Source organism: Candidatus Paceibacterota bacterium (genome assembly GCA_035452965.1).
Taxonomy (GTDB): Bacteria; Verrucomicrobiota; Verrucomicrobiia; order Limisphaerales; family UBA8199; genus UBA8199.
This window is the reverse complement of the sequence record DAOTCE010000008.1, coordinates 14,267-38,953: the sequence shown is the minus strand read 5'-3', so window position 1 is coordinate 38,953 and position 24,687 is coordinate 14,267. Positions and strand designations below refer to the sequence as shown.

Here is a 24,687-nt window from a genome sequence, read left to right as displayed (position 1 = left end):
AGCGGGAAGGGTTACTTGGCCGAGTCGGTGGCCTTTGGGCTCACCAGTGCAGTCTGTTTGGCCGCATTTGCTTTGGCCGCGGTTTTTTTGCTGCAGCAGGCGGCTTTGCCAACGGGGCAAACCCCTTCCTTGGCTTGAACCGAGGTCTTGACCTTGCTGGGGCAGCAGGCCGGTTTATCTTTGTCTTTGAGCGGACAGCACTTGGCGTCGTCGGCTTGCACCGCAACCGCGAAGGCCATCACCATTACCGTGAGGAGGATTTTCTTCATATGCGTTTAGCTATAATGCTCTATTCTGTTCTGGTTTCAAGCAATACTTGATGGGGTATCAGACTCCGGGGCTGCGGAAGTGTTCAATCAAAACAGGCTTTTCGCCTTTGCCAGCGCCTCGTCCAGTTTGCTCACATCCTTGCCGCCGCCGCGGGCGTTGTCTGGCCGGCCCCCGCCCTTGCCGCCCACCACGGGCGCGATGGTCTGAATGATTTTGCCGGCCTGGACTTTCTTCGTGAACTCGGGCGAGACGGAGGCGACGATTGCGACCGCGCCGTTGGCCGCGCCGCCCAGCACGATCACCCCTTTGAACTGGCCCTTCAGTTCGTTGACGATGCCCTGGAGCTTGTCGCCGTCGGTGTCGAATCGCTCGATGAGCGCCGGGGTGCCGTTGATCGTCTGAGCCCGCGTCAGGATGTCCTGGGCGGCACGGGCGGCGCGTTCCTGGACCATCGCCATCAGTTTTTTCTCGAGGTCCTTCTGCTGGGCGAGCAGCAATTCGATCTTCTTTTCCAGTTCGCCCACTGGCGCGTTAACCTTCCCGGCGACCGCCTTGATGAGCTGCAGCTCCTCGCTCGCCCGGCGGTAGGCTTCCAGGCCGGAGACGGCTTCGATGCGCCGGACGCCGGCGGCGATGGCTGATTCGGCGGCAATGCGGAAGAGCCCGATCTCACCCGTCGCGCGGGTGTGCGTGCCTCCGCACAGTTCCATCGAATAGCCGTCCAACCCTCCGGGCCTGCCGCCGATCTGCAGCACGCGCACCACGTCGCCGTATTTCTCGCCGAAGAACTGGCGGATGTCCTTGCGGTTCCTAACATCGCCGTATTTGACCTCGGTCCAGGTGACAGGGGCATTGTCGAGAATGCGCTCGTTGACGAGGCGTTCGACGTCGGACACCTGCTGCGGGGTGAGCGGCGCGCTGCTAAAGTCGAAGGTGAGCTTTTCCGGCCCGACGTAAGAGCCCTTTTGGGTGGCGTCGGGGCTGACGACTTCATGCAAGGCCCAGTGGAGCAGGTGGGTTACTGTGTGGTGCCGCTGGATAGCGAGGCGGCGTTCCCGGTCAACCGAGACCTGGGCCTCCGTGCCTGGCTCAGGCGCATCCTTGTCTTCGAGGAAATGCAGCCAGGCGTCTCCCGCCTTTTGCGTATTCACGATGCGCCAGAGCTCGCCGCCATGTTCCAGTTCGCCGGTGTCGCCGACCTGCCCGCCCATTTCGGCGTAGAGCGGGGAAGTGTCAAGAATCACCGCGGTCTTGTCCTTCACGGCAACGACCTCAAGGACTTTGGCGGGCGCTTCCAGTTTGTCGTAGCCGACGAACCGGGTGGGCGCAGTGGTCTCGACCTGGGACAGCTCGATGACCTGCTTCTTCTGCGCGGCGCGGGCGCGGGCCTTCTGTTCCTCCATTAACTGGTTGAAGCCGGCAACATCAACCGTCAGCCCGCGTTCCCGGGCCATGAGTTCGGTGAGGTCGAGCGGGAAGCCGTAAGTGTCGTAAAGCTTGAACGCGAACTCGCCGCTTAGCTGATCCGCGCATCCTGGCTCAGTCTCCTCACGGAACAACTCAATTCCCCGATCCAACGTCTTGTTGAATGCCTCCTCCTCGCGCTGGATCACCTGCTCCACGTGGTCTTGCTTGGCGCGGAGTTCGGGGAATACGTGGCCCATGGTGTCGGCCAGGACGGCGACCAGCTTGTAGAAGAAAGGTTCGCGGAAGCCGAGGGTGCGGCCATAGCGGACGGCCCGGCGAAGGATGCGGCGCAGGACGTATTTGCGGTCGGTGTTCCCCGGTTGGATGCCGTCGGCAATCGCGAAGCTCAGGGTCCGGATATGGTCAGCGATAACGCGGAAGGCAACATCAGCCTGGAGGCTGGAGGCTGGAGGCTGGGGGCCCGGGGTGTCCGGCAGGGTGGAATGGTATTGCCTGCCGCTGAGTTGCTCCAGTTTGTCGAACAGGGGACGGAAGATGTCGGTTTCGTAGTTGGAGATGGCGCGGGTGAAGTCGGTGAAGTTTTTTGTGTTCTGGATGATGCCGGTGACGCGCTCGAAGCCCATGCCGGTGTCCACATGCCGGGCGGGCAGGGGGGAGAAGGTGCCGTCAGGATTGGCGTTGAACTGGATGAAGACGAGGTTCCAGATTTCGATGCAGCGGACGTCACCTTTATTCACGAGGCTGCCCTTGGTGTCGCCCTGGGGGGTGAGATCCACGTGAAGCTCGCTGCATGGGCCGCACGGGCCGGTGTCGCCCATCATCCAGAAGTTGTCTTTCTTGCCGCCGTTGACGATGTGGACGTTCGGGTCGAGGCCGGCGGCGCGGAATTTGGCGGCCCAGGTGTCGCAGGCTTCCCGGTCGAACTCGCTGGGATCGCCCTTGGTCTTGTCCGGGCAATAGACCGTGGCATAGAGGCGGTTCCTGGGGAATTTCCAGACTTCGGTCACGAGTTCCCAAGCCCAGTCAATGGCCTCCTGCTTGAAGTAATCGCCGAAGGACCAGTTGCCGAGCATTTCGAAGAAGGTGTGGTGGTAGGTGTCGAGGCCGACGTCCTCGAGGTCGTTGTGCTTTCCGCCGGCGCGGATGCATTTCTGAGTATCGGCAGCGCGGCCGGGCGTGTAAGGGCACTTCACCTGGCCGAGGAAGATCGGCACAAACTGGTTCATGCCGGCGTTGGTGAACAGCAAGTTCGGCGAATCCGGCATCAGGCTCGAAGAGGGCACGATCGTGTGCCCCTTCGACTTGAAGAAATCAAGGAACGACTGTCGTATTTCCACGCTGGTCATGGGGTAATTTAACCGCAAAGAACGCAGAGAACGCAAAGGATTTTCTGTCGGGGCTGTGCGCTGGGAGGCCCGGGCTTGCGGCGCCCGACGGGGATCTTGCGCGGGATTGGATTGGGTTGCCGGCGTGTTGCCCCGGTGTTGCTAGCATCATTGGAGCATGATTGGAGCATGATTACTCCATGATTGGGCCTTGATTGCCCTGTCCCGGACCTCCTCAGCCCAGGGGCGCTTCCCGACCGCGCCTGGCTGATATTTATAGTCCAGCTCCGTCCGATTGTCGAATGAAATGTGCTATAGAAGCGTCACGCCTTCAAGCCTTTGAGGTCGGGGGTGAACTTTTCCCTGGCCTTCATCATTTCCTGCCACGTGGCCACGCCGTTCTTGTAGGCGGCCATGCGCCCCAGGATGGTGGTGAGATTGCTGCGGACGCTGGCGGCGACGGTTGGGTTGGCGTGTTCGCCCCTGGTGATGCTGTCGTGGAAAGTCGCGATGTTGTTCTCCACGCCTTCGCTGTAAATGGCGCCCACCTTGCCGGCGCTGTGGAATTCAGCGGCTTTGACAGTGACGTTGTCGGAATAATGCACGTCGGCAGTGCCCTTGAGGCCGAACACGCGGCACATGATGTCGTCGTAACCGTAGCCGGCCTGAGTGGAGTTGAAGCTCACCACCACGTCGTTTGGGAAGTAGAAGATGACCGCGAAGTGGTCCCAGCAGTCGCCGACAAACTCGCGTGTGCGTCCGCCGGTGCCATAAGCGCGCACCGGCTCGGCGTCGAGCAGCCAGCAGGTGATATCAAGGGCATGGATGTTCTGTTCAGTGATGACGTCGCCGGACAGCAGACGGTCCACGCCCCACGCGCGCAGGCGCACTTCGGGGTTCTTCGGGTCCTTGCGGAGGATCTGGTCCATGCGTTCCCAGGTGGGGCCGCAGTGGTACGCCGCCTCGGCCGAGATGATCTTGCCGATCTCGCCGTCGTGGACGGCTTTGACCGCGTCCTGATGCACTTTGCAGGCGCGCGTCTGGAAGTCCACGAGGAAGCAGAGCTTCTTCGCCGTTGCGTTTTTGCCGCTCTCGCTGATGGTGAGGCAGCCGGGCACATCCACGGCAATCGGCTTGGCCAAGAAGACGTGCTTGCCGGCGTCAACGGCGGCGGCGGCCTGCTCGGGGTGGAAGTAAGGCGGGCTTTCGATCAGCACCGCGTCGAGCTTTTGTTCCAACAGCTGGCGGTAGCCGGCCAGGCCGGTGAAACGCATCGCCGCTTCCACCTTGAACTGGTCGCCCACGGCGTCCACGTGGTCCTGAAAGTAATCCGCCACCGCGACGAGGTTGTAACCGCCGTGTTTCTGGAAGAGGCTGGCGACCCATTTGCCGCGGTTGCCGCAGCCAATCAGGCCGATGTTGATTTTCGAGTTCGCCTCCGCGCCCCGCAGCAGTCCGGGTTTCAAGGCGGTGAAAGCCAGGACCGAGGCGCCAGTGCCGGCGAGAAAGCGCCGACGGGTGATGGGGTGCGAGTCATTTGTTTCGTGCTGGAGTTGGGTTGTAGTCATTTGGGGCCTTAAGTATAGCAAAGGTTGTCGAACTGCCTTGCATCGAACCAAGTTGGCGGGCGCCTGTCAAATCTTGTCCAGCGGCGGCTTTTGGCTTTCCTCTGGCCGGCGCGGTGCGTTACGTTTCCGCCCGCGCAACCATTTTGATCCACACACCTGCATGCGAACGACACTGCCGAAACTCTGGGTGGCCGCTCTGCTGGCCTGCTTCGCCACAACTCTAACGGGCCCGGCCGCTGAAACTCCCAGGGAGGGGCGCTGGGAATCAATCTTCAACGGCAAAGACCTGTCGGGCTGGGTGCCGGTGCATGATGTGACTTTTGCGGTCACCAACGGCAATCTGCGCCTTGTCACCGGCATGGGCTGGCTGCGGTCGGAGAAACAATACGGCGATTTCATTCTCGAAGCCGAGTGGCGCGCGCTGGTGCCGCAGTACGACAGCGGTCTTTTTCTCCGCGCCGGCCTGGACGGCAAGCCGTGGCCCAAGGACGGCTGGCAGGTCAACCTCTTGCGCAGCGCGCTCGGCAGCCTCGTCAAAGGCTACAAGACCATGGTGCCTGCCGAGACGCCGCCGATGCCTTTGAATACATGGGTCAAGTTCCGCATCGAAGCCCGCGGCAACAAGATCACATTGGACGTGGACGGCGAGCGGGCCTGGGAGTTCAACCAACTGGACGCTGCCCGCGGCTACATCGGCATCCAGGCGGAGAATAAGGCTTTCGACTTCCGCAACCTCCGCATCCAGGAACTGCCGCCAACGCAGAAGGCCGGTTCGCCATAATCGCTCTTCCCGCCAGACCGTGGCCGCCGAGGCGTCCGCTTCCGCGTAAACACAGAGGTTCCGGCAAACCCGAAGCAAGCTCCGGACAGGGGGTGAGCGTAATCTCTGTTGTACTTACGAATCCGGGGTGGAACGCAGCGGCGCGAGCGCGGCGGAGAGAGGAGCGCTAATCATCGTCCTTTTGGACCCGGACGGCCCAGGCGGGATAGGGAGCCTGGGGACCTTTCATGGCGTGCCAGAGGATTCGGTTGAGCACGTCTTCGGGGCACTGGTCAATCCGGTCCAGCGGCAGGCGGGCGGAGGCGTAGGCGTTTCTGCGCAGGAGCGGGTCGGAGTGTTGCCGGGGTTCGGGATTCATCTGGTCAAGGGGGATGTTGTTCGGCAACACCGTGAAGGGGGCAAAGTCGGGCGTGTTGGTGAAGCAATCGGTCATCGGAGTAGCGGTGGCGTCGAGCTGGTTCATCGGGGGCAGGCCGAGCATCAGCTCCATCGTGCGGATGAGGCTGGTCTGGTTGTACTGGGTGCTGACGGTTGCGCCGCGGCGCGTGTAGGGGCTGGCAACGTAGGCGGTGGTGCGGTAGCCGCTGACATGATCCCAGCCGTTCTGCGGGTCGTCCTCGATGACGAAGATGCACGTTTGGGGCCAAAACCGGCTGCGGCTGATGGCCTCGACAATCCGGCCCAGGGCGAGGTCGTTGTCGGCCACTTGCGCGTCGGGCGTGGGGGAACCGGCCTGGGTGCCGCTGGTATGGTCGTTCGGCAGGCACATGATGCAGAGGTTAGGGAACTCGCCACGCTGCTCGAACTGCTTGAGCTCGGCGATGAACTGCGCGGCGCGAAAGACATCCGGGATATCCATATTCCAGCCGACGGTGTTGGTCACGAGGTAGGGGCGGAGCGATTCGATGGCCGGACGGCTGCGAATCTCGATTGCGCCGGTTTGGTTGATGAAGTCGCGGTAGTAATCGAGGAACCTGGGCGAGCCTTTCTTTGCGGGGTCTTTCCAACGCGTCTCCGTGATGGCGAACTCACCGTAGTTACGCAGCGACTTGCCGTGGGCGATGGCGTTGTCCCAGATGAATCCCGCGGGCGAATAGGCCAGGGCGTCCGTGTCGTCGTCTTCCATGCCATCCGGGTAGCTGCGGGGGAAGCCGGCGAAGGAGCGCTCCATGTAGTCGGTGGCAAAGGCGGTGGTGGCCCATTGGTGGCCGTCGGCGCTCAGGATGCCCGAGCAGTAGGTGTTGTCGAGCAGCACGAACTCGCGGGCCAGCTTGTGCTGATTGGGCGTGACGCGTTCGCCGAAGATGCACAGCGACGGGTCGCCGTTGCCTTCCGGCATGTCCCCCAGCACCTGGTCGTAGGTGCGGTTTTCTTTGATGATGTAAACGACGTGCTTGAAGACGCTGGGTTCGCCCACGCGCTCAGGCACCGGTCGGGGAGGCTGGCCGGGCCGCGGCTTCAGGGCCGCCTGGCGCAGCAGCGGATAGCGCATGTTGGCGAGCGCGGCCCGCGTATGCGCCTCCAATTCGCGAGCAGAGGGCACCGGCACCAGCGAGAGCGCGCCGCGATACTGATGGGTGTTGGCGCCGGTTTGCCTGGCGGGATTCAACGTCTGGGTGGAAGCGAGGCCTTTGATGTTGGCCACGTAGAGCATTTGGCGCTGCGAATCGTGCGCGATGGCACCGGGAAACCACCCAACCGGGATCAGCCCCAGCAACTCCGACTTGCCGGGGGCAAAGTCGAACACGGCCACGGCATTGTGGGTGCCGTTGCACACAAAGAGCTGTTTGCCAGACTTGTTGAACGCCAGCGCATTGGGCTGCGCGCCAAACAGGTCGGCCGGGTTCTGCCGGGCGCAAATGGTCTCGACCAGTGCGTCGGTGCGGGTGTCAATCACGCTCAAAGTGTCGCTGCCCGCATTGGCCACGACCAGCCATCGCCCGTCGGGCGAGAGCGCCATGGCGCAGGCGTGCAGGCCAGTCAGCAGTTCGCACTTCGGGCTTTGGGCCTTGGGCGCAACCCCACCCTGGCCCAGCTCAATCACGGACACCGAGCCTTCACTGGCGATGAATCGCACGGGGTCCACGCGGACCAGTGTGCCCCGTCCGGCAGGGCCGGTGACGCTGTTCGAGTCCGGCCGCCGCCCGCCCCAATTGCTCACATACGCTTTGTTCCCGGCCAGCACGACGTCGTACGGCGCGACGCCCACGTCCCAGAGGCGCAGGACTTTGCCTGTGGCGGCGTCTAACTCGGCGAGGCGATTCGAGAGGTTCAGTGCCACGTAGAGCCGTTTGCCGTCAGACGATACCGCGAGACCGGCGGGGATTTCACGCACGCGCCGCGGGGCGTTTGCCGGCGGCAGTGGCATGGTGAACGCGCTGACCACTTTGCCCTCCTGCGCAACGGCGAACACCTTGATGCTGCCGTCCACGTTAGCCAGGTAGATGCGCGAGCCGTCCGGCGAGAAGACCAGCCCGGTGAAACTGAGCTGGCCGTCCTTGTCGGGCTGGAGAATGTGGTCGGAGACGGGCTCGGGTGTGGGGTCGAGGTCCTTCTCGGAAGGCAGCGGAACTCGCTGGAGCACGTTGCCGGAGGCGGGGTCAAGGACCACGAGGTCGTGGGTCTTGCCGGCGGTGACCAGCAGTCTGCCGTCGGGGCTCAGCGCCAGCGCCTGCGGCCGCATGCCCGGCAGCTCGACCTGCAATCCGGCTGGCGTGAGAATCTGGTTGGCCGGGGTGAAATACCGGTTCGAGCCGACGCGCCCGACAGTGTCTTTGGTGGAATCCGGCGCTACGGACGAGGGCGGGGCATGGCAACCCACGAGCAGTCCGGCGAGAAGAAGACAGGCGCAGGCGCCCAAGGAGGTTGGCGAAGTCAACGGCTTTGATTGCGGAGATTTCATCTGAACGGCGGCAAGGTTGTACACTCTTTGGCCCGCGGACTCAAATGCGAAGATAAGCAACCGGCGAGCGGAGTGATGGATTCGGACAGCCGAGGGGCGGAGGCGGCGAGGCGATGCTTCGCCCACGTTCAGGCTTTTCGCCGGGCCTGTTGCTCGAGCGGCGTGACGGGGTCCATGGCCAGCCAGCAAAGCGCGCCCAGCAAGTAGGCGCCGGCGGTGAAGTAGAAGGCCAGGTTCCAGTTGCCCGTCTGCTTGACGATGTAACCGCAGGCGATCGGGGAGACGAAACCGCCAATGTTGCCCATCATGTTCATCGTGCCGGAGAGGGTGGCGACCGCTTTGCCGCCCACGTCCATGCAGGACGCCCAGGCGCCGGGCAACTGGATGTCGTTGCAGAAACCCACCAGCGCGATCGCGGCTACGGCGAGGTAAGGATTCACCAGCCAGGTGGGCAACACCAGCAGGCAGGCGGCCCCGATGCTGCCGATCGCCCCCAGGGCCCGCCGCGAGCTCGCCGCCCCTCCCGGGCGCCGGCCCAGACGGGACGAGATCCACCCGGCGAAGAAGGAGCCGCACGCGCCCAACAGCAAAGGCAAGCCGGCCAGCAGCGAGCCCTTGCCGAGCTCGAAGTGCCGGGCTTCCAGCAGATAGGTCGGGAACCACGTAATGAAGAAGTAGAAGCAATAGCTGCAGGCAAAGTACTGCCCGTAGAGGCACCAGGCGGTGCGCGAGGTGAACAGCAGCTTCCAAGGCGCTTTGAAATGGCGGCCTTCACTCGTCTCAGCCGGCAGCAACGCGGCCTCAGCAGCGTTGACCTGTTTGATGGCGCGGGGGTCATCCCGATACCACCAGAAGAAGATGATTGCCCAGGCAATGCCGAGCACGCCGAAGAGCAGGAACGCCTGGCGCCACGTCACATATTGCAGGCACAGGAACACCAGTGCCGGCGTGAACGCTCCGCCCAGCCGCGCGCTCATCCACATGATGCCTTGCGCCCGCGTGCGCTCGTGCAGCGGCAGCCACCGGTGGAAGGCCTTGGTCAGGTTCGGAAAGGCGCCCGCTTCGCCCGCGCCGAACAGGAACCGGGTCACCAGCAGCGACACCCAATTCCACACCCAGCCGGTGGCGACGGTGAAGAACGACCACCACATCACGATGCGCAGCAGCACCTTGCGCGGGCCGATCCGGTCTCCCAGGTAGCCCGCCGGTATCTCGAAGAGCGCATACGCCAGCGTGAAGGCGGAAAACACCCACCCCATCTGCCGCTTGTCCAGGGCCAGGTCCGCCGAGATGAATGGCGCCGCCTGCGAGATGCAGACCCGGTCAATGTATTGAATGATCGCCAGCGCCACCGCAAACACGATCACCCAGTAACGCGTGTGCGTAGGCCGCATGGAAGCAGAGGGAGCCGCGTGCGGCGGGGGAGGGGTGGTCGTTGCCGGCTCAGCCATTGCGGGCGGCATGGTGGAAGAGCTGCGGCAGCCGGGCAACCTGTTTTTGAGCGGGCGCCCTTACGATTGGTTAGCGCCGGTGCGAGCTGTGCCGCAACTTCCTGTTGCGCGCACTCCCGGCAGCGGCGTATCGCTCCCCGGCAGGGCCAGGGGCAACTGCGCCGCGCCGGGGCGGCGGAAGCCGGCGGTGGACAGTTCCGGCCCTTCGCCGGTCCAGCCGACTTTGCGGCATGCCACGTGGAACAGATCCGAGATCTGATCGGCGAAGATGCCTTCGCCGCGCATCCGCAAGCCGAACTCCGGGTTGTTGAGTTTGCCCCGGCGCATCGCGCGGACACGGTGCAGAATCTTGTCCTTCTTCTCCGGCAGATGCCGGGCCAGCCATTCTTCGAAGAGGGGCGCCACGGCCAGCGGCAGGCGCAGGGCGGAATGGGCCGCGAACTTCGCACCCGCCTTCGCCGCAGCCGCGATGACCGCCGGAATCTCATGGTCGGTCAGCCCGGGAATGACGGGCGCCACCAGCACGCCAACCGGGACGCCGGCTTTGGCCAGCGCGCCGATAGTCGCCAGCCGCGCGGCGGGCGGCGAGGTGCGCGGCTCCAGTATTTTACGCAGTTCGGTGTCGAGCGTGGTGAGCGAAATATACACGACGACAGCCTGGCAGCCCGCCAGTTCGGCCAGGAGGTCCAGGTCGCGCGCCACCAGGCTGTTCTTGGTCACGACCGTCACCGGGTTGCGGAATTGGGCCAGCACCTCCAGGCAGCGGCGGGTCAGCTTGAGCCGGCGCTCGACGGGCTGGTAGGGGTCTGTCACCCCGCTCAGGGAGATGACCTTGGGAACCCAGCCGGGGGCTGACAACTCATTGCGCAGGAGCCGGGGCGCGTCATCCTTGACCATGATCTTCGTCTCGAAGTCCAGGCCGGCGGAGAAGCCAAGGTATTCGTGCGTGGGCCGCGCGAAGCAGTAAATGCAGCCGTGCTCGCAGCCGCGATAGGGATTGAGGCTGGCCTCGAAACCGATGTCCGGGCTGTCGTTGTGGGAAATAATGCTGCGGCTGCGATCGCGGAGGAACTGCGTGCGCGGCAGCGGGTCCTGCTCGGGGTCCCAGTCCGCGTCGCGCTCCAGCGTGAGCCGCTCGAAGCGATTGGGCGGGTTGCGGCCGGCGCCGCGGGCCGGCGGCGATGGGCGGCTGGGTTTCACGGATCCTAATGTAGGCGAGCCGACCCCAGCCGGCAAACCACTCGTGTCAGGACTGCTGCACGGTTTCGACCATGGCGAAGATGTTTTCCAGCGGCGTGCCGGCCTGGACATTGTGGCAGGAGCAGCAGATGAAGCCCTCGCGCCCCGCGCCCAGCGTGCGGAGGAGCTCGCCGACCTCGGCCCGCACGTCGTCGGCGGTGCCGCGCGGCAGCACGGTCTGGTTGTCCACGCCGCCGTGGAAGATAACGCGCGCGCCGAACTCCTTCTTCAGCCCGGCCAGGTCCATTCCGGGGCAGGCGTGCTGGATGGGATTGAGCACATCCACGCCGCAATCGAGGATGGACTTAAGCAGCGGACGCGCCGCGCCGTCGGTGTGGTAGAAGACTTTCAGCCCCTGCGCATGGATCAGGTCGCACCAGCGCTTCAACCGGGGTTGGAGATGGCGTTCCCACATCCGCGACGAGAACAGCAGCGATTTCTGACCGGCGATGTCGTCGCTGATGAAGACCAGGTCGAGGTATTGCCGGGCGCGGTTGAAGAAGCGCTGCATCATCTCGGTCTGGATCGCCTCGATGCGGTCGAGCGTGGCCTCGACCAACGCGGGATTCTCCAACAGGTCCAGCAGTGCCTGCTCCAGGCCGCGCAGTTGGCAGTAGATTTCGAAGAACGACACCCACGGCCCGATCACCGCGTAGTCCTGCGCCGCGCGCCGGGCCAGGTCAATCGCCGCGTCGTAGGCAAAGCGTTCCACCTTGGGCCACCAGGGATAGCGATCCAGCGCCGCCGGCGTGTCGTAGCCGGCCATTGGCGCGGCGGCGAATTCCGCGTAGCACGCTTCGCCGGCCTGGATTTCCTTGAGCGGCACGCCCCACATCGTGCGGTCGCCGGCGGACTCGGCGCCCGCGCCCGATTGCGCCCCGGCCCGGTCGCCAGCCTCGGTCTGGTAGTCCATGAACACCCAGACGATCTTATCCAGGCCGAGCGCGCGCCACATGGCAAAGTCATCAGCCACGGAAAGATCCTGGCGCAGCGCGGCGGCGATTTCGGGCGTGTGCCAGAGATCCACGGGGAGACGGTCCACGGGCCGGCGGTTAAGGGTGGCGAGAACGCGCTGTTTCGGATTCATGCTGCTGGTCCGGCCCATTCATCGGGGCGTGGCCTGAGTATGTAACTTTAACCCGGGTGCCTGTCAGCAAGATTAACGGGAACATTCCGTTGCCCAGTGGGGCATCAAGCTGATCTGTTTGGCGGCGACGCCTCGCCGAAACGTCCGTCTGGGCACGCAACCGGACATCTCGGCGAGGCGTCCTTGCCCTGCCAACGGATGGTTGAGCCGGATGCAGCCCAGCCCGCTGGCGTCGGCTTGCGGCTGGCTGGGGGATGGCTTGTTAGTGGGGTGGTGCCCCGGTGTGTATCCCATGGGGAGCGCTCCCCATGGGATACACACCGGGGCACCACCATGCCGCCACAGTATCCCCAAGCCAAGGGTGCCGAGGTCAGCGGTAACTGGAAAAGACAGGCGGGCAGCAGGACTGTCCAAAATATGGACAGTGCGCGGGCTGGAAATCGGTAGGGCCTATCCGGTTCCGGTTGGGGAGCAATGGTGACCTGTTAATCCCTATGTTTCAGCCGTCCGGGTTGTGCGGGTAAAAGCCGCTGTTGGCAGATCACAGAAATCCACAATGGAACTCTTTTTGTGCCTTGCCTTTGGGCGGTTGGTCGAGCATTCTGACGGTTGATGAAAGCGAAGCCTCTGTGCTTACCCATCCGGATACATCCGCGGCTTTCACGCGGGTTCACCCTAATCGAGCTTCTGGTGGTCATCGCCATTATCGCGATCCTCGCCGCGCTGCTGTTGCCGGCACTGACGCGCGCCAAGCTCAAGGCCCAGGGCGTGCAGTGCATGAATAACACGCGCCAGCTTGCCATGGCCTGGCGCATGTACACCGAGGACAATAACGACAAGCTGCTCTACGCGAGTGCCAATGTCGGGTCGCTCAGCACGCGGGACGCCTCGTGGGATTTCACCTGGTGCACCGGCAAGATGGATTTCAATCCCGGCAACGCTTCCAATTGGGATCCGAGGGTGGACCTCGAGAAGAGCCCGCTGTGGCCGTATTGCGGCAAGAACGCAGGCATCTTTCGCTGTCCCGCGGACAAGTCGTATGTGACGTTGAGCGGGGCGCGCCGGCCGCGATTGCGCAGCGTGGCGATGAACGCCTTTGTGGGCGGATTTGGCGGCAAGGCCATCAGCACCGGGAACATGTCCGCATACCTTCTATACTTGAAATACGGCCATCTCAGCAAACCCGGGCCCGATAAGATCTCGCTTTTCATTGACCAGCGCGAAGACGCAATCAACTGGGGCAACTATATCCAGGATATGTCCGGCTACTCACCCTACGCCCCCGCCTCCCACAAGTGGCTGGACATCCCGGGTTCTTACCATGGCGGTGCTTGCGGCATTGCTTATTGCGATGGCCATTCCGAGATCAAGAAATGGCGCGATGGGCGCACCACACAACCAATCATGGAAGGCGGCGTGATCTTCAATGGCAGCACACCGCTTCCGCAGCCCAACAACGTGGATATTGCGTGGATGCAAGATCGCGCGACACGTCCTAAGTAATAGAACACGGGTGAAAATTGGCCCGCGACCGGCCAAGGCGCGAGCGCCAATCGCTGTCTGCCCCTTGACAGCGGGGCTATGAATAGGATGGTAGAGTAGATCGTCATTACTGGCAGCGGTTATGAAAGCGGTCAAACAAAGCGAGCGTCGGATCGGCCACGTCCTCGGTGCCTGGCTGTTGGCGGGAGCCGTGGTGCTTGGGGGCTCCGCCAAATCAAACGCTCTTAACGTCGTTGCGCCAGGCGCGGCCGAGTCCAGCACGGCCGTGGCGCCGGGCGCTCCCGTGGCGACATACTCGGCCGGCATCGCGGACGTGTTGAAGCTCGCAGATGCGAAAGTCGACACCGGGGTCATCACCACTTTCATCAGGAACTCTTCGGTTGCCTACAATCCCAGCGCGGCGGAAATCATCGCCTTGAAGGAACGCGGCGTGAAGCCGGAGATTCTCACGGCGATGCTGGAGCGCGGGGCGGAGGTCAGGGCGCAGGCGCAGCGGGCCGGGCCGGCGACAGCGGTTGCCGCAGCGCCGCGGGACAATTCGGGCGCGGCCGCCCAGTATGCTCCGGCTTACGCCAGTTACGCTTACAGCGCCCCGGCGGCAACTTACGCGTATCCGACCTACTACTCCTATGCGTATCCCGCATACGACTACAGCTACTACAACTGGGGTTATTCGTGGCCGTATTACTGGCCCGCGCTGTCGTTCTCTTACGGCTGCTACCCGTATCGCGGATACTGTGGTTACCGCTACCCGTACTGGGGGCGTCACGGCGGCGGCAACTACTGTGGCTATAGCGGCTACTGGGGACGTGGCGGTCATTACGGCCACAGTGGCTACTACGGCCGGGGCGGCTCTCACGGCTACCCGCATTATTCGGGCGGGCGCTCCTTGGCCAGGCCGGGCCCGCACACAATTTCCCGTCCGGCGCCGGGCAGCGGGTTCCGCTCGGCCGGTGCCGTTGCGCGACCGGCCGCCTTCACCAGCACTGGTGGCGGGTTCCGCAGCGGCGGCAGTTCCGGCAGCCGAGCGATTTCCGCCGGCGGGCGCGGGGGTGGCTTTGGCGGGCATGCGGTCTCGTTTGGCGGCCGAAGTGGCGGTGGGGGGGGTCGCGCGGGCGGCCGGGGCCGCTGAGCGCGATTCGCCAAGATGCCTTTCGCCAAGTGGGGCCACGGAGGTGGTGCGCTGCTGTTATTGCTGGGGGCACTGTTTCCTGGAGGATTACCTGCCAGAGGCGGCTACTACATCCAAAGCACCAACTCCGTCGCCCGGTTTGATCCGGCCACCCTGGAAGTCGCGCTGAGAAGCGGCAACCTGCGTGAGGTAGTGGTGTCCGCGGCCCAGACCAATCTTGGCCGAGTGGCCAATCTGATCTTTGACCGCGACATGAATCCAAGCAAGGCCCGGTGGTCGTTTCCCGACCGCCAGATCTCCCTGAGCCTCGCAATGGAGGAAACCCGCCTTTCGATCCATGTCCTGGCGGCGGAGCCTGGTGAGTTCACCTTTCCCATCCTTCCCGCGCGCGCCCCGGCCTCGGGCTGGATTCTGCCGCTCTCTGAAGGCGTGTATGCGCCGTGCGGCGACACGAATTGGGAGAGATTTCTAACCAGTCAGGCTGTGATGAACACCACCGCGGATCTCACCATGCCCTTCGTGGGACTGGAGTATCGCTTGGCTGTCGCGTCTCAACCGTGGCCGCGGACGTGGACGCTGACGTGCATCCTGACCAACCCTTTCAATAACCAACTGCAGTTTGTTCGCGCGCCGGACAACACGCTGGAGGCGCGCCTGACGCACCAGTTCACCCGCAACCACCCGGTGAAAGAATACGCGGTGGTCTTCGAGTTGGGAACCAATTCACTGGTCGAACCAGCCCGGCGGTATCGGCAATGGCTTATGGAGCACGACGAGTTCGTCAGCTTCAGCGACAAGGTGCGGAAGACGCCTGAAGCCGGGAAACTGCCCGGCGCGGCGCATGTTTATCTCTGGGGCAGTGAGCCGCTCGACCCGTCTGATGTCGCCGATTGGAAAGGGCTTGCCCGGGCGCTGAAGGACGGGGACGCAGCTTCCGGGCCGCCGCCTGCCCGGCGGATTTGGGGCCTGCTAAAGCCGGAGGCCAAGGCGATGGTCAGCCAAATCCTCGAGGCGCAGTGGCCGGACCGTTACCAGAAGTCGCAAGTCATCGAGGCCCTCAACCGCCTGCTCCGGCAGCCGCAGTTTGGCGACGTGGCGACGTGGCAAGCCGTCGCGCTGGAGCCGGACATCGCCTCCCTCCTGAAGTCCGACCGCAGCAAGTTGAGCCGGGCGGATCTCTGCCGGCTGAACTCGCACTTGCTGGCGGCGGCATTCCCGGGCCTGCTGAACAGACCTGATACCTGGGGCAATGGGACCTCGCCCAAAATGATCCAGCAGCTTGCGGCGGCGGGCTTGGATCGCCTGTGGCTGGGCAGCGACGACTGGGGAGGATTCCTGGACCGGCCGGGGACGGTATCGGCTGCGAAGCAAGCGGGATTCCTGATCGGCCCTTACGATTCGTATCACAGCATTCACCGGCCGAACGAGCCGGACACCTGGGAGACCGCGCAGTTCGACGCGGCGCTGTATGCGACCGGCGCCATTGTCAACGCCGACGGCACGAAGCGGCGCGGGTTCAAGAAGAAAGGGTATCTGCTAAGCCCCGACGCGGCGCGGCCATACGTCGAGAAGCGCGTGTCGGGCCTGATGAAGGCGTTCCATGCCAACTCGTGGTTCATAGACTGCGACGGTTTTGGGGAGTACTTTGACGACTACTCGGAGCGGCATCCCGCCACGCAGCTTTCGGACATGCAAGCCCGCAAGTCGCGCATGGCGTGGATTCGCGACACCTATGGCGCGGTCATCGGCACCGAAGGCTGCTCCGCCGGCGTGGCCGCGACGGTTCACTTTGCGCATGGGGTAATGACGCCGGTCATTGGCTGGGGCGATCCGGACCTGACCAACAAGCAATCCAAGTATTATCTCGGATCCTACTACCCGCCGGACGAGCCCAGCGTTTTCTTCAAGCCCGTGCCGCTCAAGGAGGAACACCGGTATATTTACTTCGAGCCGCGGTTCAGGCTGCCGTTGTTTGAGACGGTGTTCCACGATTCGGTGGTTGCCACGCATAATTGGTCATTCGCCAGCCTGAAGGCGCAAGACGAAGCCCGGACCGTGGAGCTGCTGGAGCTGCTTTACCAGGTGCCGCCGCTGTATCATCTCAACGTGCCGGAATTCCAGAAGCGCCGGGGGCAAATCAAGCGGCACTATGAGTTCTTTTCCCCGCTGCACCGGGAGACGGCGTGGCTGCCGCTGACTGGCTTCGAATGGCTGACTCCCGATGCGGCGGTGCAGCGCACTGTCTTTGGTGACAAGGTCGAAGTGGTCGCCAACTTCGGGAGGAAGGAGTTCGAGCAAACCGGGGTGAAGGTGGGCGGGGGGTGCGTGGTGGTGAAGCGGCGTGGGAGCGGGGAGAGCCGCGAGTACAAGGCGGAATGATGACCTCACGGGAACGAGTGCTGGGGGCGCTGGGGCGGCGGGCGATTGACCGGGTGCCGCGGCTGCTCTACGAGGAGGTGATCGGCTACACGCCGCCGATCGAGCGGTTGCTGCGCGAGAGGTGCGCCCCGCAGGCGCCGCGGGAATACTTCGGCATGGACATCACCGGCGTGACTGCCGAACCGACCCGGCTGCCGCGAAGCCGCTTCACCGAGTGGTTTGGAGAAGCCGCCGCCGGTTCGGCACTGGAGAGCGGCCAGGTGGATGAATGGGGAGTGTGGTGGCGGACGGGCACGTTCCACCACTTCGCGCAGGTCGAGTCGCCGCTGCGCGGAATGGTGCCGATCGACCGGCTGCGGGAGTATCCCTGGCCGGACCTCGACCAGCCGTATCGGTTTCGGGGCCTGCGGCAGCGTGTCGCCGATCTTCATGCGCGGGGTCTGGCGGTGGCGGCCTTTGCGGGCTCGGTATTCGAGCAAGCCTGGTACCTGCGTGGACTGGAGGACCTGATGCTGGACCTGGCGTCGGCGCCGGAGCGAGCGCACTACCTGTTCGAGCGGACGGCGGCTTTGCAGCAGTTCGCCGCCGAGCAATTCGCGCGCGCGGGCGTTGACATCATCATCACCGGCGATGATGTCGCGGGGCAGCAGGGCTTGCTGATGAGCATTGAGATGTGGCGCAAGTTCCTGAAGCCGCGGCTGGCCGCCACCGCGCGAGCCGTGAAACGGGCTAATCCCGGGGCGTTTGTTTTCTACCATTCGGATGGGAACATCGAGCAGCTGATTCCCGAGCTGATCGAAGTCGGGGTTGACATCCTGAACCCCATCCAGCCCGAGTGCATGGACCCGGCCGCGATCAAACGGCGCTACGGCGACCGGCTATCCTTCTGGGGCACGGTGAGCGTGCAGCGGACGATGCCATTCGGGACGCCGGCGGAGGTGCGGGCGGAGGTGCGGGCGCGCATCCGGGAGGTGGGGCATGATGGCGGGTTGATCCTGGCGCCGGCGCATGTGCTGGGGCCGGAGACGCCATGGGAAAACATAGTTGCATTCTTCGCGGCGGCGGATGAAATGTGCCCGTAATCTATGGCCACCGCCAAGCCGTTGAAACTCGCCTGCATCGGGTGCGGGGCGCGGGCGCAGACCTATGCCGCGCTGGCCGCGCGCCGGCCGGATCGCTTTGAGATCGTCGCGGGCGCCGACCCGGTGCCCGAGCGGGTCGAGAAGATTCGCGGCATCTCGGGCCGGGCGGAGTTCCGCGGATTCGCAAGCGCCGAAGCGCTGCTGGCCGCGGGCAAGCTGGCCGACCTCATCATCGTGGCCACGCAAGACAACGATCACTACGGCCACTGCACGGGCGCCCTGCGGCTGGGGTACAACGTGCTGCTGGAGAAGCCTATCTCAACACGCGTGGAGCAGGTCCTGGAGATCGAGCGCCTGGCCCGCCAGATGGATCGGCGCGTGATGGTGTGCTTCGTCCTGCGCTTTGCCGCTTTCTACCGCAAGGTAAAGGAGATCATTGACTCCGGAGCGCTGGGGGAGTTGGCCTCGATCCAGGCCAGCGAAGGGGTGATGCCGTGGCACCAGGCGCATTCATTCGTGCGCGGACACTGGTCCGTCGTGGGGAGAAGCTCCCCGATGATCCTCTCCAAGTGCTGCCATGACATGGATATCGTGCATTGGCTGGCGGGGCGGCGCTGCCGGCGAGTCGCGAGCTTCGGTTCGCTGGACTACTTCCGCCGTGAGCGGGCTCCGGCGGGAGCCCCGGCACGCTGCACCGACGGCTGCCCGGCAGGTGATACTTGCCCATACAACGCGCTTCGATACGCGGGCGACATGCGCGCGCCGTGGCTGGCCATGGTCTATGACCGCGCGCAGGAGGCCACAGCGGACGAAGTCACTGCCTGGCTCCGCACCAGCCCCTGGGGCCGCTGTGTTTACCGCTGCGACAACGACGCCGTGGACCGGCAGGTGCTGGCGCTGGAGTTCGAAGGCGGATTGACCGGCACGTTCACGATGACCGCGTTCGAGAATGGCCGGCATATCGAGATTTACGGGACGCGCGGCGTGCTCAAGGGCGGCGAGACGTACCGCCACCAATTCGGGACGCACCTGGTCTTCATCGCGCATGAAGGCAAGGCGGTGCGCTACACTGTGCAGGCCGAGGACGGAGGCTACGAGTTGCACGGGGGTGGCGACGCGGGCCTGGTCAACGCGCTCTATGACGAGATGACCCGCCCGCCGGGGGCGCCGCTGGAAGCGGGGCTCGCTTCGACGGTGCACAGCCACCTGATCGCCTTTGCCGCCGAGCAGGCGCGCGTGACAGGGCGAACCGTGGACCTCGATCAGTTCTGCCGCAATCAAGCTGGCGCGCCCCGCTGAGCCCTGCGCCGGCGGGTCACTTGCTTTCTTTGAGCAATGTCCCGTCCCGCACTCGCCAGCGCTGGACTTCGCGCCCGGGTCCCTCCGGCCAGCTCGCCTCGGTCGCCGTCATGAAGACCTGGCCGCGCGATTGCTCCGCCCGGTCCAGCAGCGGCAGGAAGCCAGCCCGGCGCTTCGTGTCGAGTTCGCCCATGATGTCGTCAATGAGCAACACCGGCGGCGAGCCGTGAAGGCCGGTCAGGTACTCCGCCTGCGCCAGCTTGAGGGCGATGGCCAGCGTGCGTTTCTGGCCTTCACTGCCAAAAGCTGCCGCCGGCCGGTCGTCCAGCAACAGCTCCAGTTCATCCCGGTGCGGCCCGATCAGCGTCGAGCGATACACCCCTTCCCGGCGGCGCGATTGCGCCAGCTCAACGCCGAAGTCCTGCTTGACGCTCGGCCGATAATCCAGCCGCGGTTCCTCCGCCGCGCTCGAAATACGCCGATAGGCCAGCCGGACCAGGGGCGACAACTTGGGGACCAGCTCGCGCCGCAGACGGATGATTTCTTCACCGGCCTTGACCAGTTCCCGCGAAAAACTGTCCAACGCCATTGGATCGGGGGCCGGCTGCTTCAGCAGCGCGTTGCGGGAGCGCAACGCCCGCGTGTAGCGCTGCAAAAGCGGCAGGTAGGCGGGATGCGTCTGCGATGACAGCAGGTCCATGAAACGGCGCCGCACGCGCGCCACCCCCTTGACCAATAGCAAGTCTTCCGTGCAGAAGACAACCGTGCGCAGCACCCCCAGGTAATCGCTGAGCTTGCGCACCGGCCGGCTATCCAGGCTCAGGCTTCGTTCCCGGCTGGACCAATACATCTTGACGTCGTGTTCCCCTTGCCCGACGATCCTGCCCCCCGCGAAATAGCCCTTCTGTCCATGCCGGATCATCTGCGCGCCGCCCACGCCGCGAAACGACCGCAGCGTCGCCATGAGATAGATCGCCTCCAGAACATTGGTCTTCCCCTGCGCATTATCGCCCAGCAGCAGATGAAAGCCGGGGGCAAAGTCCACATCCATCCGCGCGTAATTGCGGAAGTCGCGGAGGCGCAAATGGGCCAGATGCATGAATGGAGCATGGATTTCGCGAGCCCGCCGGGCGAGTGTTTTTCGTGCCGGCGGGCAGACTGGCCGAGGGTTGTCTCGGCCCATGCCTGCTTGTGCGCTTGGCGGGAGGAGCTTATCCTGAGGCACTAACACGGCGCCACAGTCTGGCCTTCACGCACATGAAGCGAGCGAACGCGATTCAATGGGGATTCACGTTGATCGAATTGTTGGTGGTCATCGCCATCATCGCTATTCTGGCGGCCCTGCTGTTGCCCGCCTTGGCCCGAGCCAAGGAGAAGGCGAGGGCGATCCAGTGTCTCAACAACATGCGGCAGACCGGCCTGAGCATGAGGATGTACGAGCAGGACAACCGGGATCAGGTCGTGATGCTGGCCGACCGGGTGCCGTCTCCGCCCGGGTCGTTCTTCCCCAACACCCTCTGCACCTGGTGGCCGGACCTGCTGCGCCCCTATCAGAACACCGCGAACCTCCTGGCCTGCCCCTCGGTGCGCGGCGGCTTTGGCATCGCCATGAACCATCCGGATATCGGCCGCTGGCTGGTTGACTCGATCAAGATCTCGCGCATCAAGCGGCCAGTGGACACGCTCGTGCTGGCGGACGCGGGACTGATCGCCAACCCCACCGAGACCAGGCCGGATTTGTGGGTGGAGCAAGAGAACATGCAACAGCTCTATTTTCGCACGCCTTTGAATGAGTTGTCCGGCGGGTATTGGACCTCCGACCCGCAGCGCGCCTTCAACCGCCATCACAAGCGCTGCACGGGCGCCTTTGCCGACGGCCACGCCGCCGCCGCGCGCGTCAGCAGCTATGGCTTTCAGTACTTCCCCGGCCAGGATGCCACCGGCGCGACGGCGACCGGCATTCCCGCGCTCGGGGGCAACGGCATTTACGACCCTCGGTGGATGTGGGATCCGGAATAGGGAGCAGGGCCGGCGCCAAGCGACGTTGGCGGATAGGGGCTGCTTTGTCTTGCTGCAAACCTGCGGCCCTGGCTGATTTCCGAAGCGGCACGATTCTCTCCTGCCCGCTTTCGCCGGAACCTCAAGCAGCCGGTCTTCTTGTCAGTACTCAGCAATTGACCAACTTCGCTGGCGGCTTGGCCGCTCACGGGCGACTTACCAGCCGTGTCCAAGTGGTCGCGGTGCGGTAGTTTCGGCCGTCCGCCGTGTGGACGGTCGCATAGAAGGGATGCAAGCCTGCGCCCAAAAAGGCACCGTCCACCGTGAATGTGGCAGCAGATTGGTTGGTGACCGTGCCCAGCGCACCGCCCGTGCTGAAGAGGGTGATGGCGGTTACATTGGTGGTGTTGGCGGCGACCTGCACGTGGTACTGGCCTTGAGCAAGAGCCATGGGCACAAGCTCCGGCAACGTCAGGCTGGCGGAGAGAGAGGTGTTCTGTACCTGGAGGGGAAGCGTGGTGCGGGTTTGTGTGCGGACGTGTGTGCCTTCGTAACCGACGGCGGCCAGCTCGTGGAAACCATCCGCGAGGGAGGTTGTAGCGATAGTGATGTCGAAGCTAAACGCGCTCGCGCCCGCGATGACGTAGATGTGGTTGCGCGGCAGCAGGTCGGAGAGGTTCACGTCCAGGCGCATCGCGGATGACGGGCTCGCGCCGAGAGTGGCTGAGGTGACCAGTTTGGCCTGAACACCCGCAGCTTCCCGCCCGGGGCTGCGCGCGTAGAGACTGAAACTGGCTGTGCCGAAGCCTCCCGCCATCAGGTCCTCGGCAAGCACACCGTCTTCACCCTGCAAAGCCACGCAGGCGTTAATGGCGGTGACCAACTGCCGCGCAAGGTCATAGAGCGTCGCCGTGCTCGATTGGTTTGTGACGGCCAGGCTCACCAGCGTGCAGTTGGTCTTGGTTACATGGAGTTGGAGCCATGCGCCCAGGGCAATCGTGCCAGTGACGTTGAAGGTTCGCATGCCGTTGCCCGGCGAGTTGAGGAAGGTGCTTCGGCTTGCAGTGGCGAAGGTCGTCAGGGCGTTGGCGGACCCGGAAGCGGTGCTGACGGCCAATCGAGGCTGGCCCATAACCGAGTTCGTGTAGATGGGCGTCCACTGGCTCTGGTTGGTGGAGGCCAGCAAAACGTAGGGCTCCACGGCGCCGTCCACGCGCAGCAAAACGCCATTGGCGCCCGCGCTGCCGTGGACAGTAACGGCCGGACCCGACAGCGCCTGCGCCCAAAGCAGCGTGCGGTAGAAGCGGCGGCCTGAATTGGTGGCCCCGGGATCAAGGAAATCCGCCGTGCCTCCGGCCGAGTTGGTGAAGATGGTTGACCAGTCGAGCAGGTTTGAGGAGGTTTGCAGGACGTATGGCGCCGCGCTCGGGCCGACGGCCCGCATCCTGAAGCCCTGGCCGGCGCTCATGCCCAGGGGGGCCAGTTGCGCGAACCGATTTGCCGGTGTCGCCGCCAGCCGGTAGAAGCGCCGTGGATACGCTCCCGCTGCGGTGTCCGATATTTCCACCGCACCGCCTGCATGATTAGTGAAGATAGTGACCCACGAGGACAGATCGGTCGAGGCTTGCAGGTAGGAGGGTCTGCCCTCCGGCGTCTCCACGGTGAAACGCGCGGAGCCGTTGGTGCCCCGGCCGAGGAATCTCAGCAGTGGCGCCGGTGTGGCGGACACGTATTGCGCGCGGTAGTATCGTCCGGCGGGGCTGCTGGCGGTATAGTCGGTGATGAAGTAAGGCGTCGCCAAGGGATTGGTCGCCAGCGAACGCAGCTCCACGCGGTCCCCGCAGGCTTGGGCAGTGATGCAGGTGAGATTGGTGACTGTCGGGGCGTTGATGAGCGCCGCCAGGCCGCACGCGATAGTGGCCAGGGTGGCGTTGGTCGACACAGTGTAGGTGAGGGGATAGCCGTTGAGCGCTACCTTGATGTGGTTACCCGGGCAGGGCGGGCAGTTGGTGAGGGTTTGGTAGTATTTGCCATCTACGAACAAGTCAACCTGCTGCAGCCGGTGGTCAGGATCGGCGCTGGCGAAAGCGAGGCCGAGCTGTGGCGCGCCCTGAATAACTCCACTGGCTGGCGTGCCGACCCAACTAGCCGTGGCCTTCCGCGCGAACGGCGCTGCCAGCGGCTCGCCGACGATGAGCCCTTGGTAGGGGAGATACAGACTTTGGTAATAACACTCCGCCAGGCAAAAGCCGCGGCCCTGATAAAAGTAGTTCTGCGGGCTGGGGAACTTCTGCGTGTTGGGAGTCGGCTCAGTGACGGTGCCGTAGCTGCCCGCCGCCCCCGCGTGAATGAAGGCCAGCAAACTGGTTTGGAGGTTTGTGCCGATGATAACACCGCCGTAGGAGGTAAGGTTGTCCGCCATCGCTCCCGGGATGAAGGCATTGGCGGGAACGCCCAGGGTGTTCAGACCTGTTTCGCAGCCGAGGAGGTTTGTCAGGCCCAGGATGCTGTCCGTGTTGGTGCGCAGCAGAGTGCAGCGCTGCAGAAGCTGGCTGTTGAAGATGGCGTTGTCGAAAGCGCGGTAACGGATGTTGCGCGTCGTATCGGAGCTCTTCGCAAGAATGGCGGGTCGAGTAGGCCAGGTAGAATCGCTGGTGACGCCCTGATCCACCAACTGTTTGGCTTGGGCAAGGGAGCCCGCGGTCAGCATTGTGGCCAGGAAGGAGAAACCCGGGGCGGACGCGGGCTTTGCCTGCGGGAAGGCCTGTTCGCTCGCGTAGTAGCTGTTGGTGAGGTCCCGCGCGTTGCCTGGCGAGTCATCCTTCAAACCGTAAAAGAGGGCGGACGTTGTGCTGTTGATCCTCCCGCCGTAAACGGTCTGGAAGGGTATGTCCATTGACAGCACGACGTACTCGATCTGGCTGGCCAACTGGCGGGCAGCCAGCATCTCGAGCAGCGGTGTCAGGAGAACTGCCTGGAACTCTGAGCTGCTCCAGTTGGTGTTCCCGCCCGACCAGGCGATGCGCAGGACATTTTCGGGTGGCACCTGGCGACGCTCGCAATAGTAGTTCCCCAGCTCGCGGGAGTTGGCGCTGTTCTGATTAACGACGACAACGGTGTTCAAACCGCTGCCTCCTGCCAGGAGATGGGAAGCGGTTGTGCAGCTCAGCGCCAGCAGGAACGTCAGCGCCGGCCCTCGTAGCCCTGAAAACTGCATATTACTTGGCATCAGGGCAGCAGGCA

The 24,687-nt window shown here is 64.1% G+C and carries 16 protein-coding genes; 7 read left to right on the top strand and 9 right to left on the bottom strand.

The genetic code is table 11. The annotated features are described in order from the left end of the window. Positions 1–11 precede the first annotated feature (11 nt). The 3 genes from P5205_08910 to P5205_08900 all read right to left on the bottom strand — a co-directional run bounded on the left by P5205_08910 (position 12) and on the right by P5205_08900 (position 4,591). The gene (locus P5205_08910; GenBank protein ID HSA10476.1) at positions 12–269 is read right to left on the bottom strand and encodes a hypothetical protein; all 258 of its coding nucleotides are present in this window, start codon (positions 267–269) and stop codon (positions 12–14) included. Between the two features lie 87 nt (positions 270–356). Further along, positions 357–3,044, bottom strand: coding sequence for an alanine--tRNA ligase (gene alaS / locus P5205_08905; protein ID HSA10475.1), 2,688 nt, complete (start codon positions 3,042–3,044; stop codon positions 357–359). A gap of 302 nt (positions 3,045–3,346) precedes the next feature. After that, entirely contained in the window at positions 3,347–4,591 is a 1,245-nt protein-coding gene (locus P5205_08900) for a Gfo/Idh/MocA family oxidoreductase (protein HSA10474.1), read from the bottom strand. Between the two features lie 160 nt (positions 4,592–4,751). Between P5205_08900 and P5205_08895 the strand changes: the two genes are divergently transcribed. Then, entirely contained in the window at positions 4,752–5,372 is a 621-nt protein-coding gene (locus P5205_08895; protein HSA10473.1) for a DUF1080 domain-containing protein, read from the top strand. A gap of 166 nt (positions 5,373–5,538) precedes the next feature. On the opposite strand, the gene P5205_08890 is transcribed toward P5205_08895, so the two are convergent. From P5205_08890 to P5205_08875, 4 genes are all read right to left on the bottom strand, one after another. After that, a complete protein-coding gene (locus P5205_08890) occupies positions 5,539–8,274 on the bottom strand; it encodes an alkaline phosphatase family protein (GenBank protein HSA10472.1) in 2,736 nt (911 codons plus the stop codon). Positions 8,275–8,402: 128 nt separating this feature from the next. Then, positions 8,403–9,668, bottom strand: a complete 1,266-nt coding sequence (locus P5205_08885; protein HSA10471.1) for an MFS transporter — start codon at positions 9,666–9,668, stop codon at positions 8,403–8,405. A 117-nt stretch (positions 9,669–9,785) separates the two neighbouring features. Beyond that, positions 9,786–10,925 (bottom strand): PA0069 family radical SAM protein, encoded by a 1,140-nt coding sequence (locus tag P5205_08880; GenBank protein HSA10470.1) that lies wholly within the window; start codon positions 10,923–10,925, stop codon positions 9,786–9,788. A 46-nt stretch (positions 10,926–10,971) separates the two neighbouring features. Further along, a complete protein-coding gene (locus P5205_08875; GenBank protein HSA10469.1) occupies positions 10,972–12,051 on the bottom strand; it encodes a uroporphyrinogen decarboxylase family protein in 1,080 nt (359 codons plus the stop codon). 612 nt (positions 12,052–12,663) lie between these two features. Between P5205_08875 and P5205_08870 the strand changes: the two genes are divergently transcribed. The 5 genes from P5205_08870 to P5205_08850 all read left to right on the top strand — a co-directional run bounded on the left by P5205_08870 (position 12,664) and on the right by P5205_08850 (position 19,446). Further along, positions 12,664–13,554: a prepilin-type N-terminal cleavage/methylation domain-containing protein gene (locus tag P5205_08870; protein ID HSA10468.1), complete on the top strand. Its 891-nt coding sequence runs from the start codon at positions 12,664–12,666 to the stop codon at positions 13,552–13,554. A 121-nt stretch (positions 13,555–13,675) separates the two neighbouring features. After that, positions 13,676–14,686 carry a hypothetical protein gene (locus P5205_08865; GenBank protein HSA10467.1) on the top strand — a complete coding sequence of 337 codons (1,011 nt, stop codon included), beginning with the start codon at positions 13,676–13,678 and terminating at the stop codon, positions 14,684–14,686. A gap of 15 nt (positions 14,687–14,701) precedes the next feature. Further along, positions 14,702–17,065, top strand: coding sequence for a glycoside hydrolase (locus P5205_08860; GenBank protein HSA10466.1), 2,364 nt, complete (start codon positions 14,702–14,704; stop codon positions 17,063–17,065). After that, positions 17,062–18,147 (top strand): uroporphyrinogen decarboxylase family protein, encoded by a 1,086-nt coding sequence (locus P5205_08855; protein ID HSA10465.1) that lies wholly within the window; start codon positions 17,062–17,064, stop codon positions 18,145–18,147. The genes P5205_08860 and P5205_08855 overlap by 4 nt, the downstream gene beginning before the upstream one ends. Positions 18,148–18,150: 3 nt before the next feature. Next, a complete protein-coding gene (locus P5205_08850) occupies positions 18,151–19,446 on the top strand; it encodes a Gfo/Idh/MocA family oxidoreductase (GenBank protein HSA10464.1) in 1,296 nt (431 codons plus the stop codon). Between the two features lie 16 nt (positions 19,447–19,462). On the opposite strand, the gene P5205_08845 is transcribed toward P5205_08850, so the two are convergent. Next, positions 19,463–20,545 carry a DNA replication/repair protein RecF gene (locus P5205_08845; GenBank protein HSA10463.1) on the bottom strand — a complete coding sequence of 361 codons (1,083 nt, stop codon included), beginning with the start codon at positions 20,543–20,545 and terminating at the stop codon, positions 19,463–19,465. A 158-nt stretch (positions 20,546–20,703) separates the two neighbouring features. Here P5205_08845 and P5205_08840 point away from each other — a divergent pair, with 158 nt between their 5' ends. Beyond that, positions 20,704–21,465: a prepilin-type N-terminal cleavage/methylation domain-containing protein gene (locus tag P5205_08840; protein HSA10462.1), complete on the top strand. Its 762-nt coding sequence runs from the start codon at positions 20,704–20,706 to the stop codon at positions 21,463–21,465. A 184-nt stretch (positions 21,466–21,649) separates the two neighbouring features. On the opposite strand, the gene P5205_08835 is transcribed toward P5205_08840, so the two are convergent. Continuing rightward, on the bottom strand, positions 21,650–24,661 hold the full coding sequence (locus P5205_08835; protein HSA10461.1) for a TIGR03790 family protein: 3,012 nt from the start codon (positions 24,659–24,661) through the stop codon (positions 21,650–21,652). Positions 24,662–24,687: the final 26 nt, after the last annotated feature.

What these genes read in the sequence shown, in the direction of transcription:
- P5205_08870 (HSA10468.1), top strand. Translation starts at nt 12,664, where the DNA reads ATGAAAGCGAAGCCTCTGTGCTTACCCATCCGGATACATCCGCGGCTT.
- P5205_08835 (HSA10461.1), bottom strand. Translation starts at nt 24,661, where the DNA reads ATGCAGTTTTCAGGGCTACGAGGGCCGGCGCTGACGTTCCTGCTGGCG.
- P5205_08895 (HSA10473.1), top strand. Translation starts at nt 4,752, where the DNA reads ATGCGAACGACACTGCCGAAACTCTGGGTGGCCGCTCTGCTGGCCTGC.
- P5205_08855 (HSA10465.1), top strand. Translation starts at nt 17,062, where the DNA reads ATGATGACCTCACGGGAACGAGTGCTGGGGGCGCTGGGGCGGCGGGCG.
- P5205_08860 (HSA10466.1), top strand. Translation starts at nt 14,702, where the DNA reads ATGCCTTTCGCCAAGTGGGGCCACGGAGGTGGTGCGCTGCTGTTATTG.
- P5205_08885 (HSA10471.1), bottom strand. Translation starts at nt 9,668, where the DNA reads ATGCGGCCTACGCACACGCGTTACTGGGTGATCGTGTTTGCGGTGGCG.
- P5205_08875 (HSA10469.1), bottom strand. Translation starts at nt 12,051, where the DNA reads ATGAATCCGAAACAGCGCGTTCTCGCCACCCTTAACCGCCGGCCCGTG.
- P5205_08890 (HSA10472.1), bottom strand. Translation starts at nt 8,274, where the DNA reads ATGAAATCTCCGCAATCAAAGCCGTTGACTTCGCCAACCTCCTTGGGC.
- alaS (HSA10475.1), bottom strand. Translation starts at nt 3,044, where the DNA reads ATGACCAGCGTGGAAATACGACAGTCGTTCCTTGATTTCTTCAAGTCG.
- P5205_08900 (HSA10474.1), bottom strand. Translation starts at nt 4,591, where the DNA reads ATGACTACAACCCAACTCCAGCACGAAACAAATGACTCGCACCCCATC.
- P5205_08850 (HSA10464.1), top strand. Translation starts at nt 18,151, where the DNA reads ATGGCCACCGCCAAGCCGTTGAAACTCGCCTGCATCGGGTGCGGGGCG.
- P5205_08910 (HSA10476.1), bottom strand. Translation starts at nt 269, where the DNA reads ATGAAGAAAATCCTCCTCACGGTAATGGTGATGGCCTTCGCGGTTGCG.
- P5205_08840 (HSA10462.1), top strand. Translation starts at nt 20,704, where the DNA reads ATGAAGCGAGCGAACGCGATTCAATGGGGATTCACGTTGATCGAATTG.
- P5205_08865 (HSA10467.1), top strand. Translation starts at nt 13,676, where the DNA reads ATGAAAGCGGTCAAACAAAGCGAGCGTCGGATCGGCCACGTCCTCGGT.
- P5205_08845 (HSA10463.1), bottom strand. Translation starts at nt 20,545, where the DNA reads ATGCATCTGGCCCATTTGCGCCTCCGCGACTTCCGCAATTACGCGCGG.